Here is a 16,297-nt window from a genome sequence, read left to right as displayed (position 1 = left end):
GCGCGGGTAACCATGCCCCACCCCCGTCCGTTTCGGGGGTAACCTTGTGGGCGACCAATTTTCCCCACTACGGATCGTTCGGCACGTACCTGCCGATGGAGGACACCATGGCTTCAGTGACCTATGACAAGGCAACCCGCATCTATCCCGGCGCGGACAAACCCAGCGTGGACAAGCTCGACCTGGAGATCGCCGACGGCGAGTTCCTCGTTCTTGTCGGCCCGTCCGGCTCGGGCAAGTCGACCGCCCTGCGCATGCTCGCCGGGCTGGAGGACACGAACGACGGGCGCATCCTGATCGGGGACCGCGACGTCACCAACGTCAGCCCGAAGGAGCGCGACATTGCGATGGTGTTCCAGAACTACGCGCTGTACCCGCACATGACTGTGCGCGAGAACATGGGCTTTGCGCTGAAGATCGCTGGTCAGGACAAGGACGAAATCAACCGCCGCGTGGAAGAGGCGGCGAAGACACTGGACCTCACCCAGTACCTGGACCGCAAGCCGAAAGCGCTGTCGGGCGGCCAGCGCCAGCGCGTGGCCATGGGCCGCGCCATCGTGCGCGAGCCGCAGGTGTTCCTCATGGATGAGCCGCTGTCCAACCTGGACGCCAAGCTCCGCGTGCAGACCCGTACGCAGATTGCCAACCTGCAGCGCCGCATGAAGGTGACCACTCTGTACGTCACCCACGACCAGACCGAGGCCCTCACCATGGGCGACCGGATCGCGGTGCTGAACTTCGGCGTACTGCAGCAGGTGGGCACTCCGCGCGAGCTGTACGACCGCCCGAACAACGTATTCGTTGCCGGCTTCATCGGCTCCCCGGCGATGAACCTGTCCACCTTTGATGTGGACGCGCAGGGCGTCGCCCGCCTGGGCCAGGCGTCCATTCCGCTGCCGCAGGAGGTCAGCTCCGCCGTCACCGAGGCGGACGGCGGCCAGATCATCCTCGGCTTCCGCCCCGAGGCGCTGACGCTGGTGGAGAACGCGGAGCACTCCATCCCGGTAGAGATCGACTTTGTGGAGGAGCTGGGCTCCGACTCCTTCCTCTACGGCCACCTCGCCGGCGGCGGCTGGAAGGAAGAGGGCCTGCAGGAGGAAACTTCGGGCCAGATCGTGGTGCGCACGGCACCGCTGTCCGGCGTGCGCGAGGGCGACGTGGTCCACGCGCAGATTGCGGAGGGCGGCCTGCACGCCTTCTCCAAGGCCACCGGCCAGCGCATTTAAGGCCCACGCGTGCAAGAGAAACTCAGCGTTCTCTCGCCAACCTTCGCGCCCACACTGCTGAAGATGCCGTGGTCCACCCCGCTTGAAGGGTGGAGCACGGACCTTCTCGCTGCCCTGCCGCGTGGCATCTCGCGCCACACGGTGCGCCTCATTGAGGCGGACGGGCTGACCTTCGCGGTCAAGGAGATTGGCGAGCACGTGGCCTACCACGAGTACAGAAACCTGCGCCGCCTGCAAGAACTCGGCGCTCCGTGCGTCGTGCCGGTCGCGGTCATCACCCACCGCCGGGACGCCGACGGCGAAGAACTGACCCCCTGCCTGGTCACGCAGCACCTCCGCTTCTCGCTGCCGTACCGTGACGTCTTCTCGCGCACGCCGGCGGCAGAGGTGGTGTCCAAACTGGTCCGCGCCCTGGCGGTGCTGCTGGTGCGCCTGCACCTGCTCGGCTTCTACTGGGGCGACGTCTCGCTGTCCAACACGCTGTTTCGCCGCGACGCGGACCAGTTTTCGGCCTACCTGGTCGACGCGGAGACCGGAGAGTTCCACGAGCCGCTCTCAAAGGGCCGCAGGCTTTACGACGTCGACGTGGCCCGCGTCAACATCATCGGCGAACTCATGGACCTCCAGGCCGCAGAGCTGATCGACCCGGACGCCGACGTGATCGCACTCGGCAACGCCATCGAAGCGGTCTACTTGGAGCTGTGGGACCTGGTCACCGGGGAGCTCGTGGTGGAGGGCGACGCGTTCGACGCGATTGCGAAGCGCGTCGCCGCCGTCAACGAGCTCGGGTTCGACGTGGGCGAGATGGAGATTGAAAACGACGGCGATACCTACCGCATCATCATCGAGCCCGCGGTGTTCTCCACCGGCTTCTACCAGAAGAAGCTGCTCCGCCTCACCGGGCTGGACGTGCAGGATCGGCAGGCGCAGCGCCTGCTGGGGGAGATGGAGGTGTACCGCGCCGTGCGCTACGGCGGGAAGCTGCCGCTGGAGGCGGTGGCGCACCGGTGGATGGTGCGCGAGTACGAGCCGGTGGTGGCGCTCACCCCCGAGCCGTTGCGGGAGAAGCTGGAGCCCGCGCAGATCTTCCACGAGATCCTGGACCACCGCTGGTTCCTCAGCCAGAACGAGCACCGGTTCGTCCCGCTCATGCAGGCCGCAGAGTCCTACTTCCAGGGGGTCCTTCCGGGGCACCGGGACGAGGCGATGGTGTACCGGCAACGCCCAAGTTTACCCCCGGTTTACCCCCAGCCCGCGGAGGGTGAGGATGATAACACCAGCTAAGACCACCGTATAGGTGTTATGTATGGAAGACATTGTTGGTCCTGCCAGGCGATCCTAACCTTGAGAGGGTACGGAACAACCTAAAAGCGAAGGACCGCCGATGAGTACGACAACCCGCGCGGCTCGCCGAGTGCTGGCGACCGTGGCGACGGTGATGGTGGCGTCGATAAGCTTGGTTGCGTGCGGAACTGACAATGGGCCGAGTGTGTACTACCTCAACTTCAAGCCCGAGCAGGCCGAGCAATTCAAGACGATCGCCGCGGAGTATACGGAGGAAACCGGCATTCCGGTCAAGGTGGTCACCGCCGCCTCCGGCTCCTACATGCAAACGCTCAAGGCCGAGATGGCGAAGAGCAACGCGCCGACCCTGTTCCAGGTCAACGGCCAGGAGGGCTACGGCATTTGGAAGGACTACCTGGCCGACCTCTCCGATTACGAGGTCGTGCAAGAGCTTAACGACGACGCGCAGCCGATCACCGACAAAGACGGCGCCGTCCGCGCCGTCCCCTACGCCCTGGAAGGGTTCGGCATCCTCTACAACGAGGAGATCTTCGACCAGTACTTCGCCCTGCCCAACCCCGCCGTCGGCTCGATGGCAGAGGTCAACAACTTCGGCGCGCTCAAGGCGGTCGCCGAGGACATGCAGGCCAAGAAGGAGGAGCTGGGTATCGACGGCGCGTTCGCGGTGACCAGCCTCATCGCCGGCGAGGAGTGGCGCTGGACCAACCACCTGATGAACGGCCCGTACCACTACGAGATCCAGGACCGCGGCATCACCGAATTCACCGAGATGCCCACCATCGACTTCATCTACGGCGACCAGTACAAGCAAATGCTGGACCTGTACCTGAACAACTCGACCACCAAGCCCGCGCTGGCCGCGTCGCGCTCCACCAGCGACTCCATGGCGGAATTCGCCACCGGGAAGGCCGCCATGGTGCAAAACGGCAGCTGGGCCTGGAGCCAGATCGGCGGCGAAGGCTCGACCGATGTCAAAGAGGACAAGATCAAGTTCATGCCCATCTACATGGGTCTGCCCGACGAGGAGAACGTGGGCCTGAACATTGGTACGGAGGCCTACATGGCCGTGAACAACAAGGCCAGCGAGGAAGACCAGCAGGCCACGCGCGACTTCCTCAACTGGCTGTTCCTCTCTGATCAGGGCAAGCAGCACGTGGTCAACGATCTCTCCTTCATCGCCCCGTTTAAGAACTACGGCCCCGAGGACGTGCCGGACGATCCGCTGGCGCACCAGGTGCAGGCGGCGCTGACGGACGAGGACTCCGAGACCATCCCGTGGGACTTCCAGTTCAGCCCCAACCAGCAGTTCCGTGACCTGTACGGCCAGAACCTGGCCCAGTACGCGATTGGCAACATGAGCTGGGACGACGTGGTAGCGAAGCTCAAAGAGGACTGGGAGTACGAGATGGCCAACCAGATTGCCCTGCTGGACTAGGGAGAGGAGCACACCACCATGCAAGCATCACTGAAAAAGTATTTCCCCGTCTTCGTCCTGCCGACCCTGCTGGCCTTCGCCATCGCGTTCCTGGTCCCGTTTGTGATCGGCTTCTTCCTCTCATTTACCAAGTTCACCACCATTACCGACGCCCACTGGGTCGGCCTGGAGAACTACGGCCGCGTCTTCGAGGAACGCGAAGGATTCGTCCACGCCTTCGGCTTCACCATTGCCGTGGCGATCGTGTCCATCATCACTGTCAACGTGATCGCGTTCGCCATCGCGTGGACGCTGACCCGCAAACTCAAGGGCACCAACTTCTTCCGCACGGTGTTCTTCATGCCGAACCTCATCGGAGGCATCGTGCTCGGCTACACGTGGCAATCCATGATCAACGCGGTGCTAGCCCACTACGACACCACCATCGCCGCCGACAGCAAGTTCGGTTACGCCGGCCTGGTCATCCTAATGAACTGGCAGCTCATCGGCTACATGATGATCATCTACATCGCCGGCCTGCAGAACGTGCCGCCGGAGCTCATCGAGGCCGCCGAGCTGGACGGCGTGAGCAAGTGGGAGATGCTGCGGCACGTCACCATCCCGATGATGATGCCGTCCATCACCATCTGCCTGTTCCTCACGCTCTCGAACACGTTCAAGCTGTTCGACCAGAACCTCGCGCTTACCGACGGAGCGCCCGGGCAAGAGACCGAAATGGTCGCCCTCAACATCGTCAACACCATGTTCAACCGCGTCGGGGCCGAGGGCGTCGGCCAAGCGAAGGCCGTGATCTTCGTCGTCGTCGTGGTTGTGATCGCAATGTTCCAGCTGCGTGCCACCCGCAGCAGGGAAGTGGAGGCATAGGACAATGACAACGAAAGTAAGTAAGGGACAGCGGGGCGTCGATAAGCAAAAAGCCGCCAGCGAGGCCAAGGTCTCCGGCGGGGCGAAAACGCTGATCTACGCGGTGCTGATCTTCCTCACCATCGTGTTCCTCGGGCCCATCCTGTTCATCCTGCTCAACTCCTTCAAGGACCGCTTCGCCATCTCCACCAACCCCTTCGCGCTGCCGGTTGGTGAGCTGTGGGCGGGCCTGAGCAACTACATCACCGGCGTGCAAGGCGAAGGCTTCGGCTGGGCGATCGTGTGGTCCTTCGTGATCACGATCCTGTCCGTCGTGGCCATCGTGTTCTTCTCCTCCATGACCGCCTACTACATCACGCGCGTGAAGACGTGGTGGACCAGCGCGCTGTACTACCTGTTCGTGTTCTCCATGGTCATCCCGTTCCAGATGGTCATGTTCCCCACTGTGGTCATCGCCGACCGCCTCGGCCTGGCCAACCCGCTGGGCATGGTCGTGCTGTACATGGGCTTCGGCGCCGGACTGTCCGTGTTCATGTTCTCCGGCTTCATCAAGTCGATCCCGCTGGAAATTGAGGAAGCAGCGACCATCGACGGCTGCTCGCCCATCTCCACTTTCTTCCGCGTCGTCATGCCGATGCTCAAGCCGACCGCGATCACCGTGGCGATCCTCAACGCCATGTGGATCTGGAACGACTACCTCCTGCCGTACCTGGTCGTCGGCCTGTCCACGCCGTACCGCACGATCCCGGTCGTGATCCAGCAGTTCATCGGCTCCCAGGGCGACCGCGACCTCGGCGCCATGATGGCCATGCTCGTGCTGGCGATCCTGCCGATCATCATCTTCTACATGGCCGCGCAGAAGCACATCGTCGAAGGCGTCGCCGCCGGTGCGGTGAAGGGGTAGGTCGGGTTCGGCTGGCTTGGCTGGTTGTTGGCTGGCTTGGCTGGTTGTTGGCGTCGGGATCGGTTTCGGTCCCGGCGCCTTTGCTGTTGGTGGGGGGTTCTCGCGCGGGGCGGTTCCAGATAGAGCTAGCTCCATTTGCGGTAGACCGCGGTTCGCGACCAGGCGTTTTAAGTGGCCGTCCGGGCCAAACGGAGCTAGCTCCATCTGCAGTAAACCGCGATCTGCGACCAGGGGATTTAGGTGGCGGCCCGAGCCAAACGGAGCTAGCTCCATCTAGACCGCCCGCGGCACCGCTCCGCCAACCAGCCCACGCCCCGCCAATCCGCGGCCATCCGCGCCTGACTGGTCCGGCGCCACCAACTACGCTGGTCCGGGTGAACATGTTTAACCCGGACTCGCGTTTCATGTCCGCCTTCACGCTGATGGCGGACATTGTCATTCTCAACATGCTCATGATCCTGTCGAGCTTGCCCATCGTCACCGGCGGCGCCGCGCTCCGCGCCGCAAACGTCGTCGTCGGCGACATGATCCAGGGCCTCGGTTCGCGGTATGCGTTGCAATACCTGAGGGAGTTCCGCGCACAAGCGCGCCCCGCCACGCTGTGGTGGCTGGTGCTGCTCGCCGCCGCCGTCGTCCTCGTCTACGAGCAGTGGGTCCTCTTCCAGGCCGGCATCGACGGCGCCGCGCTCTTCGCGCTCCAGGCGCTCGCGCTGTCCGGCGCGATGGTGCTCGCCGGGATCTCCGTGTGGTTCTTCGCGCTCGAATCGTTGCCTTCGCCTATCGACGCCACCGCATCCCCCTTCTCACTCGCGGTCGTAATGACCTTCAAGCACCTCATGCACACGCTCGGCGCCCTCGCGGTGCTGTGGATGGGGGTCTCGCTCGTGCGATTCCTACCCCTGGTTTTTGCCGTACCCGCAGTGTTTTTCGTCGTGCCCGCCCTGTGCGTGTACGTCATCCGACTGGTGCTCGCGCAGCCGCTCGGGCAGACGCTGGGGGAGTAGCTGGAATCTTGGTGCTGACTGTGCCAGCGGTGTGGTCCAAGACTTTCATCCCAGTCTCCTGTTCCCGCCACCCTCGCGGCCAACACCGCCCTGACGATGACCGTCGCCCCTGCTTACGCGGCGGAAGACCCCCATCTTCGTCGCACTTTTACGGCGAGTGCGTCAAGGACGCGAATGAGTGGTCCTTAGAGAAAGGGGGCTCGAAATTCGAACGCTGGCGTCGTTCACGATGTGCAACCTTTCGAGCAGCCTCACTGACATGAGTGAGGACATGAGTGACGATAGTGAGAACCACACTGACAGTAGTGAGAACGTCACTGACATGAGTGAGAACATGAGTGACAGTAGTGAGAACGTGACTGACGTGAGTGAGAACATGAGTGACGATAGTGAGGCTGCGCGCGCGAACACCTCGCACCTGGCGACGAAAACGTATCGCCGCAGCGCCATTCCAGAATAGAATGAGCCTCAAAAGGGAGGCCGTCATGAAGAAGCACACAGCCAGCATCGCCGGCACCGAGGGGTACCGGGAGGCGTTCGCGCACCCGCGGGCGCTATAGGAACGGAGCCGCAACCACACACGCAACCGAGCGTCCTTCCAGCGCACCGGATAAAGTTGGGGCAATGAAGAAGAAAATAGCCAGCCTGGTCGCAGCGGGTCTCGCGCTCGTTGGCGCGGGCACCGGAGCGACCACCACAACTGCGAACGCCGCGGCGCTGCCGCCGAATAGCACAATGGGTTCATCCGCGGCGAGCGGTGCGCTCGGTTTCAACGCGCCCGCGGGCACCGTGGTGAACCAGGGGGACCTGATCAGCGTCTTCCACGGCATGTGGCTGGACGACTGCACGCTCGGGTACGTCGATCGGGGCGCGGGGGTCGGCTACACGGCCGGGCACTGCGGCTTCGCCGGCGAGCCCGTGCTTAACGCGAACAACCAGGTCATTGGCTACTACGAGAACTCGCATCACCTGCTGCCGGCGCTGGACATCCCGCTCAGCTACCTGGCGCAGTTCTTCCCGGCGGCGCTGCAGTTCGCCTCGAAGGGGCCGCTTGCCGACGTCGCCCGCATCCGCTTCATCCCCGGAGTCGTCCCGGGGGCGAACTCGTTTACGGGCGATCGTGTCGCGCCGATCTGGGAGGTGCAGCCGGGCGACCAGGTGTGCGCCGTCGGTGCGAAGAGCCAGCAGGTGTACTGCGGCTCGGTGGACAAGGTCAACGGCGACACCACCTACGCCTTCCACCGCGGCCTGCGCCCGGGTGACTCGGGCGGCCCGGCGTGGATCCCCGGCAAGGGCTTTATCGGGGTGAACTCCTCGCTGTCCGAAAACGTCGCGGGGACGAAGGGCCAGCGCACCGCGTTCGCCCACCCCAGCGCGCTGTAGCGACCACGGCCCGCCCCCCAAAAAAGCGACCCAGCGGCCCAGCGGCTAGGAGTTTGCGGCGGGGGAGGGGGTCACGGTGGCGTCGTCAGGCGATTGCCCCTTGATCTTGCCGTGGGCGAACTTGTTGATCACCATGGCGATCGCGCCGTCGCCGGTGACGTTGGCGGCGGTGCCGAAGGAGTCGACGACGATGTACGCGGCGATCATCAGCGAGACCATGGATTCGTCGAAGCCGAGGTTGGCCTGCAGGAGGCCGACGGCGGCCATGATGGCGCCGCCGGGGACGCCTGGCGCGGCGATCATCATGATGCCGAGCAGGAAGATGAAGCCGACGACCTGGCCGGGGGAGACGTCGAGTCCGCCCATGAACACGACCGCCAGGGCGTAGAGCATGATCTTCATCATCGAGCCGGACAGGTGGATCGTGGCGCAGAGGGGGACGATGAAGCCGGCGACGTCCTCGTCGACCTTGTTCTTCAGCGTCGAATTGTAGGTCACCGGGATCGTCGCGGCCGACGAGGAGGTGCCCAGCGCGGTGAAGTAGGCGGGCATCATGTTCTTCATCGCCACGAAGGGGTTGCGGCCCGCGATGGCGCCGGCGGCCAGGTACTGCAGCGTGAGGATGATCAGCGTCATCAGGATGGAGAGGACGAGGACGCTGCCGAACGCCGCCATGGTGGAGCCGAAGTTCTCGTTCATTCCCAGGTTGAGGAAGGTGCCGAAGATGAAGAGCGGCAGCAGCGGCACGACGAAGCCCTTCACAATCTTCATGATGACGCCGTTGAGCTCGTCAAGCACCTCATACATGGCGGTGGATTTCACCTGCGTCATGGCGATGCCGATGATGAACGCGAGCAGCAGCGCCGACATGACCTCGAACGGCGCCGGCATCTCCACCTCGAAGTAGGGGCTGAGCCCTCCGGCCTCCGGGTCGTCCACGTTGGTAATCAGCTCGGATCCCTTGAGCAGGTGCGGGTAGACCACGGTGGCCGTGCCCCACGCAATCAGGCCGGAAATGATGGTGGAACTGTACGCCACCCCGGCGGTAAGGCCGAGCCACTTCCCGGCGCCGCGGCCGAGACCCGCGATGGCGGGCGCGATCAGCGCGAAGATCAGGACGGGGACGAAGAATCCGAGGAAGTTGGAAAACAGGCCGTTGAACGTGACAAAAACGCGTGCCAGCCAGTCGGGGAAGACAAAGCTGCACAGGAAGCCGAGGATAATTGCCACGACAACCCAGAACAGCAATGACTTCAAAACGTTCGATTTCATGGTTGGAACCTTTTGCAGTCACGGGACCGTGGACGGACCCGAAGATGTACAGGGAACGGACAGGGCGTTGTGCCTGTCCGTTGAATGTTATTGTTCCTTATTCACGGCCCGAATTGCGAACTTTCGCAAAATCTTTTCGGCCGCCAGCGGGCAGTCGCTTATCGACGCCCCCACGCCCCACCCAGCCGCCGCAAGAATTCGGCCCCACAGCCGGACCGGTTTATCCTATCCCTATGTCCCCGTTTGCAACCATGACCACGCTGAACATCGTCCTTGGCATCCTGTTCATCATTGGCGCGCTCCTCTTCCTCATCCCGGGCGCGATGGCCACCGCCGGCAAGCTTCCCGGCAATAACGTCATCGGCCTCCGCCTCCCGGAGGTGCGCAAGAACGAGAGCACGTGGGTCACCGCCCACCGCGTCGTCGGGCCTTTCGCCCTACTGGCCGGCGTCGCTATGGCGATCGGCGCGGCGTTCGCCTTCATCGCGGAGGGCTGGGTCTGGGTCGCGCCGGCCGTCGCCCTCATCGCGGCGGTGGCCGCGTTCGCCGTCGGCGGCAACTACGGCACGAAGGCAGCCAAGCTTGCCGACGCCGCACTGCACGAGCCCGACGAACCCGCCGAAGAGGCGCCGGCGCCCCAGGTGAACCTGGACGCGCTGCGCCGCGCGGCCGGTAAGGCCGACGGCGAGGAGTAGCGCCCCGCACCTCCGTACCGCAATGTTTCACGTGAAACATTGCGGTTTTTGTTTGCCCGCGCACGGCGGCGCGCACTGGAATTACTTTCACGCCCACGCAGAACTTTTACCAAACTGCTGCGGATCGCGCGCCGACCCGCTACCGTAGCTCTTGTGACTTACATGACTCTGACCAACTGGTGGTGGCGCGCGTAGACGGCGTGCCACCGATTGTAGGTTCCTCATTTCACGGCCCGCCGGCTTGGACCAACTCAAGCACCGCGGGCCTTTCCGCTCCAGAGCCCTCGGTGTCAGCACACACGAAGGACGACAATGAGCAACCCCCCGAATACTCCACCGGGCGCCGCGCCCCGGTTGACGCACCGCGACGTGCGCTACCACGCGGACGCCGCAAGCCTGTTCGCCCACCTCGGCGGCACCACCACGCCCGACTCCGTGCTGCTTGAGTCAGCCGACATCACCACCCGCTCCGGGCTCCAGTCCGTCGCGGTGCTGCGCGCCTCCCTGCGCGTAACCTGCCAGGGCGACCGCGTCACCGTGCTCCCGCTCACCGAGTCCGGCCGAGTGCTTGCCGCGCGGCTCCGCGAGCAGCTGGGGGAGTACCTCACCCCGGGCGCCCGGGCCGACGTCTACGCGTTCCCCGCCTCCGACGCCGCGGACGAGCGCGAACGCCTCACCGCCATCTCCACGGTGGAAGTCCTGCGCGCGCTGACCACCGGCGCCGGGTACGGAGACGAGGACTTCCCGCTGCTCGCCGGCGGCTTCGCCTACGACTACCTCGAGACCTTCGAGGACCTGCCACGGGTTGCCGACGGCGCGAACACGTACCCCGACTACCAGTACGTGCTCGCGGAAGTCCTGCTGCGCATCGACCACCAATCCCAGACCGCGTACCTGGCGGGCGTGGACGCAGCCGGCGACGGCATCGACCTCGACGACCTCGCAGCGCGTATTGACACCGCCGAGCCGGGCACCGCCGACGCGTACCAGCCGACCCCGAGCGCGGCCGGCACCTTGCGCGTGCGTACCGACATCTCGGACGAACGGTTCTGCGCTGACGTCGATAAGCTCAAAGGCAACATTGCCAACGGCGACATCTACCAGGTGGTGCCGGCGCGCAGCTTTATCACCGAGTGCGCCGACGCCTTCGCCGCCTACCTGCAACTGCGCGCGACCAACCCGTCGCCGTACATGTTCTACCTCCGGGGCGTGGACACGCGCGGGGAGGCGTACGAGCTCTTCGGCGCCTCGCCGGAGTCCAACCTGAAGTACACCCAGGCCAACCGCGAGGTCCAGCTGTACCCGATTGCCGGCACCCGACCGCGCGGCCTGGCCGAGGACGGCTCGATCGACCACGAGCTGGATACGCGCATGGAGCTGCAGCTGCGCACCGACGCAAAGGAGGTCGCGGAGCACACCATGCTGGTGGACCTGGCGCGTAACGACGTCGCCCGCGTGGCCGCTCCGGGCACCCGCAGGGTGGTCGATCTGCTGCAGGTGGACCGGTACTCGCGGGTGATGCACCTGGTCTCGCGGGTCACGGCCGAGCTGGCCGGGGACCTCGACGCCCTCGACGCCTACCGCGCCTGCATGAACATGGGCACGCTCACCGGCGCCCCGAAGCTGCGCGCGACTTCGTTGCTGCGCGAGCTGGAGGGGCACCGCCGCGGTTCTTACGGCGGTGCGGTCGGGTACCTGCAGGGCAACGGCGACATGGATACCTGCATCGTAATCCGATCCGCCTACGTATCCGGCGGCACCGCTGTGGTGCAGGCCGGGGCCGGTGTGGTGCGCGATTCCAACCCGCAGTCCGAGGCCGACGAGACGCTGCACAAGGCCTACGCGGTGCTCAACGCGATCGCGCTGGCGGCCGATGCCGAACTGGAGGTGGAGAAATGATCGCCCTGCTGGATAACCAGGACTCGTTTGTGTACAACCTGGTCGACGCGCTCGCTGAGTATGACTCAACCGTGTTCCGCAACACCGTCAGCGCCGACACCGTGCTCGCTAATGAGCCGGACTTAATAGTGCTGTCGCCCGGGCCCGGCTACCCCGCGGACGCCGGGTGCATGGCTGAGCTCATCGACCGGGCGCAGGGGCGGATCCCAATCCTCGGTATCTGCCTGGGGTACCAGGCCCTGGTCGAGCACTTCGGGGGAGCGGTGCGGCCGTGCGGGCCGGTGCATGGGGCGTCGATAAGCATGGCCCTCACGGACGCCGGCCAGGTCTCGCCGCTGTTTGCGGGCATGACCGTGGACGACATTCCGGGGCAGCGTGGGCGGCTCGTCCCGGTGGCGCGCTACCACTCGCTGGGCGCCACCGCGGTGCCGGCGGGGATGCACGCCCTCGCGCACACCGCCACCGACATCGGCGACGTGGTCATGGCCGCGGCGAGCGACGACGGCATGTCCCTTGGCCTGCAGTTTCACCCCGAATCCATCCTCACCCCGGCAGGGCCGACGATGCTGCGGCGCAGCGTGGACCTGCTGATGAAGAAAGGAACGAACAATGGCAACCGATAAATCCCTCGCTATCCTCAAGCGCTTCCTGGACAACCATGCACCCTCGCTGGAGGAGGCGGTCGAGGCGTTCACCCCGCTCACGGTGGGCGATTACGACGACGTCCACATCGCCGCGCTGCTCGCCACCATCCGCACCCGCGGCGAGACATTCGCGGACGTGGCGGGCGCGGCGCGCGCGTTCCTCGCGGCCGGCCGACCGTTCCCCGTGACGGGGGAGGGGCTCATGGACACCGCGGGCACCGGCGGCGACGGCGCGAACACCATCAACATCACCACGGCCGCCTCACTGGTCGCGGCCGCGGGCGGGGTGAAGATGATTAAGTGCGGCAACCGCTCAGTATCGTCCAAGTCCGGATCGGCCGACGTGCTCGAAGCGCTGAACATCCCGCTGGACCTGGACCCGGAGCGCGCCGTGCGCCAGTTCGAATCCTCCAACTTCACGTTCCTGTTCGCGCCGGCGTACAACCCGGCGATCGCGCACGTGCAGCCGGTGCGCAAGGCGCTCGGCGTGTCCACGCTCTTCAATACGATGGGCCCGCTGCTGTCGCCGGCGCGCCCCGAGTTCCAAATCATGGGCATTGCCAACCCGGCGCAAGGCCAGCTCATCGCGGAGACCATGCGCGAGCTCGGGCGCGGCCGCGCCATGGTCGTCCACGGGGCAGGCACCGACGAGCTCGCGGTCCACGGCGAGTCGCAGATCTGGGAGCTCGACCGCGACGGCGCGATCACCCACTCCACCGTCACCCCGGAGGAGCTCGGCCTCGCGCGGCACCCGTTGGAGGACCTGCGCGGTGGTGACGGGGAAGCGAACGCTGCGGCGATGCGCGCCACCTTCGCCGGCGAAGGCCCGCAGGCGCACCGCGACGCTGTCGCCGCCACCGCCGGCGCCATGTTCTACCTCTACGGCACCACCGACACCATCGCCGACGGCGTGCAGCACGCGCTCGCATTGCTTGCCGACGCCACCGTGCACACCTGGTTGCGCCGCCACGAGGAGGCTGACTACAGTGCCTAAGCCCGCCGAACTGCCCACGGTGCTGGAGGACACTGTCGAGGGGCGAAAGGGTCACCTTGACGAAATCCGGCAGCGTGTCGCCCACGTCGATTTCGACACGTTACCCAAATCGGAGCGCTCCCTCTACGACAACCTCAAGCGGGAGGGGACGAGCTTCATCATGGAGTGCAAGTCCTCCTCGCCCTCGCTGGGCCTGATCCGCGACCACTACGAGCCAGGCGCTATCGCGCGCATCTACTCCCGGTACGCCGCCGGCATTTCGGTGCTGTGCGAGCCGGACCGCTTCGGTGGGGACTACGACCACCTGGCGACGGTGGCGTCAAGCACCCACCTGCCGGTGTTGTGCAAGGACTTCATCATCGACGACGTCCAGGTCTACGCCGCCCGCTACTACGGCGCGGACGCCATCCTCCTCATGCTTTCAGTGTTGGACGACGCCACCTACGCCCGATTGTCCGCGCTCGCGGACTCGCTTGGGATGGACGTCCTCACCGAGGTGATCGACGAGGAGGAAGCGGCGCGCGCCACCCGGCTCGGGGCGCGCATCTTCGGCGTCAACCACAGGAACCTCCACGACCTCACCATCGACCTCACGCGCTCGGCCCGGCTGGCCACGCTCGCGCCCGAAGGGGCGGCGGTGGTTGCCGAGTCGGGCATCCGCGACGCCGAGACCGTGCGCCAGCTCGGCGCGCACGCTGACGGCTTCCTCGTCGGCTCGCAGCTCACCGGACAGCCGGACGTCGACCTCGCAGCCCGCGAGCTGGTGTACGGGCCGAACAAGGTCTGCGGCCTCACCTCCTGGTCGGCGGCGCAGGCGGCCAAGGCAGCGGGCGCCGTCTACGGCGGCCTCATCTTCGAAGAGGCGAGCCCCCGCAATGTTTCACGTGAAACATCGGCTGACATCATCGCGCACGAGCCGGGCTTGAAGTACGTGGCCGTGTCGCGGCGGACCTCCGGGTACGGCGACATCATCCAGGCCGGCATCGCCGCCGTCCAGGTCCATGCGCCCTACCAAGGGTCGATCGAGGCGGAGCTCGACCTCGTCGGCCGCGTCCGCGGGGAGGTCGGCGCCGGCATCGAGGTGTGGCGCGCGGTTTCCATGAGCGCCGGTGATGGGGGCGGGGTCGCGCTGGGGCTGCAGGGGAGCGCGGACAAGCTTGTGCTCGACGCGCGCGACGGGGGCTCTGGCGAGACCTTCCGCTGGGCCGACATTCCGGCCCAGGTACGCGGCTACGCGCTGCTCGCCGGCGGACTCCACCCCGGCAACCTCGAGGATGCGCTCAGCGTCGGCTGCACGGGCGTGGACCTGAACTCCGGGGGGGAGTACCCGGCGGGCGCCGGCGCGTGGGCCGGGCGGAAGGACGCAGCGGCGCTGCGGCGCGCATTCAACATCATTGGCAATTACCACTACCCAAGGACGAACAATGAGTGATTACACCCACGGCGGCAGCACGATCCTGCCCGCCTACTACGGCGAGTTCGGCGGCCAGTACGTGCCGGAGTCGCTCCTCCCCGCGCTCGACCAACTCGAGCGCGCCTTCGTCGACGCGTTTGCAGATGAAGCGTTCATGGCGGAGTACCGCGGCCTGCTGCGCGACTACCTCGGGCGTCCGACGCCGCTGACGGAGTGCCGGAACCTCCCGCTCGATGGCGTCAACGCGCGGATCTTTCTCAAACGCGAAGATCTCGTCCACGGCGGCGCGCACAAGACGAACCAGGTGATCGGCCAGGCGCTCCTGGCCAAGAAGATGGGCAAGACCCGCATCATCGCAGAGACAGGCGCCGGCCAGCACGGCACCGCGACGGCGCTCGCGTGCGCGCTGCTGGGCCTGGACTGCGTGATCTACATGGGCAAGGTCGACATGGCGCGCCAGGAGCCCAACGTCTACCGGATGCGGCTCATGGGCGCAGAAGTCATCGGCGTGGACACGGGCGCCGGCACGCTCAAGGACGCGGTGAACGAGGCGCTCCGCGACTGGACCGCCACTTTCCACGAGTCCCACTACCTGCTCGGCACAGCGGCGGGCCCGCACCCGTTCCCCAAGATTGTGAAGGAGTTCCACCGCGTCATCTCCACCGAGGCGAAGGCGCAGATGCAGGAGCGCGTTGGCGCGCTGCCGGATGTGGTCTGCGCCTGCGTTGGCGGCGGCTCGAACGCGATCGGCATGTTCGCCGACTTCATCGACGAACCCGGTGTCGAGCTCGTCGGCGTGGAGCCCGGGGGAGAGGGTGTCGGCGCGGGCAAGCACGGGGCCGCGATCGCGGCCGGTACCGTGGGCATCCTCCACGGCACGCGCTCCTACCTCATGCGCGACGCCGACGGGCAAGTGGAGGAGTCCTACTCCATCTCTGCCGGGCTTGACTACCCGGCCGTCGGCCCCGAGCACGCGCACCTGGCCAAGTCCGGGCGCGCTCGGTACGTCCCCGTCACCGATGAGGCGGCGCTGCGCGCGTTCCAGATGCTGTCTCGGTACGAGGGCATCATCCCGGCCCTCGAGTCCTCGCACGCGCTCGCGTACGCGCTCGACCGCGCCGCCTCGCACCCGCGCGATGCAGAGCCGCTGACCATCCTCGTGTCGCTCTCGGGCCGCGGCGACAAGGACGTCGCGCACGTCCGCGCGACCCTGGAGGACCACCCGGACTGGGTGATTGCACGGAAGGAGACCAACTAA

At 65.9% G+C, this 16,297-nt stretch carries 15 protein-coding genes; 14 read left to right on the top strand and 1 reads right to left on the bottom strand.

What is annotated here, in order from left to right:
• Nucleotides 1-107: 107 nt before the first annotated feature.
• The 8 genes from FPP74_RS09875 (at nt 108) to FPP74_RS09840 (ending at nt 8,121) form a co-directional block, all read left to right on the top strand.
• A complete protein-coding gene (locus tag FPP74_RS09875) occupies nt 108-1,226 on the top strand; it encodes an ABC transporter ATP-binding protein (RefSeq protein ID WP_095553883.1) in 1,119 nt (372 codons plus the stop codon).
• 9 nt (nt 1,227-1,235) lie between these two features.
• The gene (locus tag FPP74_RS09870; RefSeq protein WP_095553845.1) at nt 1,236-2,510 is read left to right on the top strand and encodes a DUF4032 domain-containing protein; all 1,275 of its coding nucleotides are present in this window, start codon (nt 1,236-1,238) and stop codon (nt 2,508-2,510) included.
• A 100-nt stretch (nt 2,511-2,610) separates the two neighbouring features.
• Nucleotides 2,611-3,966 (top strand): ABC transporter substrate-binding protein, encoded by a 1,356-nt coding sequence (locus tag FPP74_RS09865; protein ID WP_095553846.1) that lies wholly within the window; start codon nt 2,611-2,613, stop codon nt 3,964-3,966.
• 18 nt (nt 3,967-3,984) lie between these two features.
• Nucleotides 3,985-4,830, top strand: coding sequence for a carbohydrate ABC transporter permease (locus FPP74_RS09860; protein WP_095278628.1), 846 nt, complete (start codon nt 3,985-3,987; stop codon nt 4,828-4,830).
• A gap of 4 nt (nt 4,831-4,834) precedes the next feature.
• Entirely contained in the window at nt 4,835-5,734 is a 900-nt protein-coding gene (locus FPP74_RS09855) for a carbohydrate ABC transporter permease (RefSeq protein ID WP_095537803.1), read from the top strand.
• Between the two features lie 374 nt (nt 5,735-6,108).
• On the top strand, nt 6,109-6,738 hold the full coding sequence (locus FPP74_RS09850) for a DUF624 domain-containing protein (RefSeq protein WP_144718260.1): 630 nt from the start codon (nt 6,109-6,111) through the stop codon (nt 6,736-6,738).
• Nucleotides 6,739-6,997: 259 nt separating this feature from the next.
• Complete coding sequence (locus FPP74_RS09845) at nt 6,998-7,198, top strand: hypothetical protein (RefSeq protein WP_144718259.1); 201 nt, start codon at nt 6,998-7,000, stop codon at nt 7,196-7,198.
• 164 nt (nt 7,199-7,362) lie between these two features.
• Complete coding sequence (locus FPP74_RS09840; protein ID WP_095548016.1) at nt 7,363-8,121, top strand: hypothetical protein; 759 nt, start codon at nt 7,363-7,365, stop codon at nt 8,119-8,121.
• 45 nt (nt 8,122-8,166) lie between these two features.
• Here the strand turns inward: FPP74_RS09840 and FPP74_RS09835 are convergent, their stop codons facing one another.
• Nucleotides 8,167-9,393: a dicarboxylate/amino acid:cation symporter gene (locus tag FPP74_RS09835; RefSeq protein WP_144718257.1), complete on the bottom strand. Its 1,227-nt coding sequence runs from the start codon at nt 9,391-9,393 to the stop codon at nt 8,167-8,169.
• A 233-nt stretch (nt 9,394-9,626) separates the two neighbouring features.
• On the opposite strand from FPP74_RS09835, the gene FPP74_RS09830 reads away from it, so the two are divergent.
• From FPP74_RS09830 to trpB, 6 genes are all read left to right on the top strand, one after another.
• Nucleotides 9,627-10,088 (top strand): SdpI family protein, encoded by a 462-nt coding sequence (locus FPP74_RS09830; protein WP_244213385.1) that lies wholly within the window; start codon nt 9,627-9,629, stop codon nt 10,086-10,088.
• 312 nt (nt 10,089-10,400) lie between these two features.
• Complete coding sequence (locus FPP74_RS09825) at nt 10,401-11,987, top strand: anthranilate synthase component 1 (protein WP_144718255.1); 1,587 nt, start codon at nt 10,401-10,403, stop codon at nt 11,985-11,987.
• On the top strand, nt 11,984-12,610 hold the full coding sequence (locus FPP74_RS09820) for a gamma-glutamyl-gamma-aminobutyrate hydrolase family protein (RefSeq protein WP_144718253.1): 627 nt from the start codon (nt 11,984-11,986) through the stop codon (nt 12,608-12,610). The genes FPP74_RS09825 and FPP74_RS09820 overlap by 4 nt, the downstream gene beginning before the upstream one ends.
• Nucleotides 12,597-13,625, top strand: coding sequence for an anthranilate phosphoribosyltransferase (gene trpD / locus FPP74_RS09815; protein WP_144718251.1), 1,029 nt, complete (start codon nt 12,597-12,599; stop codon nt 13,623-13,625). Before FPP74_RS09820 ends, trpD begins: the two co-directional genes overlap by 14 nt.
• Entirely contained in the window at nt 13,618-15,057 is a 1,440-nt protein-coding gene (gene trpCF, locus FPP74_RS09810) for a bifunctional indole-3-glycerol-phosphate synthase TrpC/phosphoribosylanthranilate isomerase TrpF (protein WP_255456121.1), read from the top strand. The genes trpD and trpCF overlap by 8 nt, the downstream gene beginning before the upstream one ends.
• Nucleotides 15,050-16,297, top strand: a complete 1,248-nt coding sequence (trpB, locus tag FPP74_RS09805; RefSeq protein ID WP_144718249.1) for a tryptophan synthase subunit beta — start codon at nt 15,050-15,052, stop codon at nt 16,295-16,297. Before trpCF ends, trpB begins: the two co-directional genes overlap by 8 nt.

Source organism: Corynebacterium sp. NML180780 (genome assembly GCF_007786415.1).
In the GTDB taxonomy this organism is placed as follows: Bacteria; Actinomycetota; Actinomycetes; order Mycobacteriales; family Mycobacteriaceae; genus Corynebacterium; species Corynebacterium gottingense.
The sequence above is the reverse complement of the archived record's forward strand: the minus strand, read 5'-3'. Positions and strand labels throughout refer to the sequence as shown.

Coding starts and splice junctions, on each gene's coding strand:
- FPP74_RS09875 (WP_095553883.1), top strand. CDS start 108: ATGGCTTCAGTGACCTATGACAAGGCAACCCGCATCTATCCCGGCGCG.
- FPP74_RS09865 (WP_095553846.1), top strand. CDS start 2,611: ATGAGTACGACAACCCGCGCGGCTCGCCGAGTGCTGGCGACCGTGGCG.
- FPP74_RS09860 (WP_095278628.1), top strand. CDS start 3,985: ATGCAAGCATCACTGAAAAAGTATTTCCCCGTCTTCGTCCTGCCGACC.
- FPP74_RS09855 (WP_095537803.1), top strand. CDS start 4,835: ATGACAACGAAAGTAAGTAAGGGACAGCGGGGCGTCGATAAGCAAAAA.
- FPP74_RS09845 (WP_144718259.1), top strand. CDS start 6,998: ATGAGTGAGGACATGAGTGACGATAGTGAGAACCACACTGACAGTAGT.
- FPP74_RS09840 (WP_095548016.1), top strand. CDS start 7,363: ATGAAGAAGAAAATAGCCAGCCTGGTCGCAGCGGGTCTCGCGCTCGTT.
- FPP74_RS09835 (WP_144718257.1), bottom strand. CDS start 9,393: ATGAAATCGAACGTTTTGAAGTCATTGCTGTTCTGGGTTGTCGTGGCA.
- FPP74_RS09830 (WP_244213385.1), top strand. CDS start 9,627: ATGTCCCCGTTTGCAACCATGACCACGCTGAACATCGTCCTTGGCATC.
- FPP74_RS09825 (WP_144718255.1), top strand. CDS start 10,401: ATGAGCAACCCCCCGAATACTCCACCGGGCGCCGCGCCCCGGTTGACG.
- FPP74_RS09820 (WP_144718253.1), top strand. CDS start 11,984: ATGATCGCCCTGCTGGATAACCAGGACTCGTTTGTGTACAACCTGGTC.
- trpD (WP_144718251.1), top strand. CDS start 12,597: ATGGCAACCGATAAATCCCTCGCTATCCTCAAGCGCTTCCTGGACAAC.
- trpB (WP_144718249.1), top strand. CDS start 15,050: ATGAGTGATTACACCCACGGCGGCAGCACGATCCTGCCCGCCTACTAC.